This window comes from Mycobacterium sp. NGS62, from assembly GCF_059812285.1.
Genome location: NZ_JCALCK010000047.1, coordinates 1 through 1,791, shown reverse-complemented (window position 1 = coordinate 1,791; position 1,791 = coordinate 1). Strand labels below are relative to the sequence as shown.

Below are 1,791 nucleotides of genomic sequence, written 5' to 3'. Positions count from 1 at the left end.
CATACAGGGGTGCGATGCATGTAGCCCGGAATCGACGCGGGTATGTGACGAAGTCGGGCGAGGAACGCGTCTACGAGACAATCCTGCTGCGGCGTTCGTTTCGCGACGGGACCAAGGTCCGCCACGAAACCCTGGCGAACCTGTCGAAGCTCCCGCCGGAACTGGTCGCGACGGTCGAGGCCGCCACGAAGGGGCAGACGCTGATCGCGGCTGGCAGCGAGTTCAGCAAGGCGCGCTCGCTACCACACGGCGACGTCGCGGCGGTGGCGGCGATGGCGCGCAAGCTCGAGCTGGCGGCGCTGTTGGGTCCGGCGTGCCGAGCCCGCGACATCGTCGTCGCGTTGATCATCTCGCGGGTGGTGCGGCCAAAGTCGAAGCTGTCCACCCTGGGCTGGTGGCCCAACACCACCCTCGGTGTCGACCTCGGGGTGGTCGACGCATCCACCGACGAGATCTACGCCGCGATGGACTGGCTGACCGGCCGGCAGGACAGGATCGAAAAGAAACTGGCCGCAAAGCATCTAGCGGAGTCGGTGAACCCGGGCCGGATGGCGTTGTTCGACCTGACCTCCTCGTGGGTGACCGGGCGGTGTTGCGAGCTGGCCGCCCGCGGCTACTCTCGCGACGGCAAGAAGGGCTGCGAGCAGATCGAATATGGCGTGCTCACCGACCCCGACGGCCGCCCCGTCGCGGTGCGGGGGTTCGCCGGCAACACCGGCGACCCGGCCGCGTTCACCCAGATCGTGCAGGTGATCAAGGACAAGCTCGGTATCGCCCGGCTGGTGCTGGTCGGCGACCGCGACATGATCACCGGCGCCCGCATCGACAAGCTCCGCGAACTGGGCGACAAACCCGGCGCCGCAGCGTTTTTCGATTGGATCACCGCGCTGCGTGCCCCGTCGATCGCGAAACTCGCCCGCGACGACGGGCCGCTGCAGATGAGCCTGTTCGACACCCAGGATCTCGCCGAGATCACCCACCCCGACTACCCCGGCGAACGGCTGATCGCCTGCCGCAACCCGGCGCTGGCCGCCGAACGCGCCCGCAAACGCCAAGACCTGCTGGCGGCGACCGAGAAGGAACTGGCCCACATCGCCGAGCGCGTCGCCAAAGGCACCCTGTCCGGCGCCGACAAGATCGGCATCGCGGTCGACAGGGTCAGCGGAAAGTTCAAGGTGGGCAAGCACTTCCACCTCACAATCACCGACACCGGGTTCACATACCACCGCGACCAAGCCGCCATCGACGCCCAAGCTGCACTGGACGGCATCTACATGCTGCGCACCAGCGTCGACGCCGAGGCCCTCGACGCCGCCGCCGTGGTGGACAGCTACAAAAAGCTCGCCAACGTCGAACGCGACTTTCGCATCATCAAATCCGATGACCTCGACCTGCGGCCCATCCACCACCGCCTCGACGAGCGGGTCAAAGCACACGTGCTCTGCATGCTCGCCTGCTACCTCATCTGGCACCTGCGCAAGGCCTGGGCGCCGCTGACCTTCACCGACGAAACACCACCGCACCGGGACAACCCCGTCGCCCCCGCACGCCGCTCGACCGCCGCCCAAGCCAAGGCCTCCACCAAACACGACGCCGACGGCAACCCGGTCCACACCTTCCGCGACCTGCTCGACCACCTGGCCACCCTCACCCGCGACCGAATCCGCTACCACCACACCGACATCGAAATCGAAAAGCTCACCGACCCCACCCCCCAACAACGCCGCGCCTTCGAACTCATCGACGCCCCCATCCCCCTCACCATCGCCGCGTAGCCACAACAACCACCCA

Annotated in this window: 1 protein-coding gene; it reads left to right on the top strand. The window is 67.2% G+C overall.

All coding sequences use genetic code 11. From position 1 onward, the window contains the following. Positions 1–1,775: IS1634 family transposase (locus AC5Y49_RS24565; RefSeq protein WP_499891983.1), on the top strand; the 1,775-nt coding region annotated here is incomplete at its 5' end. Positions 1,776–1,791: the final 16 nt, after the last annotated feature.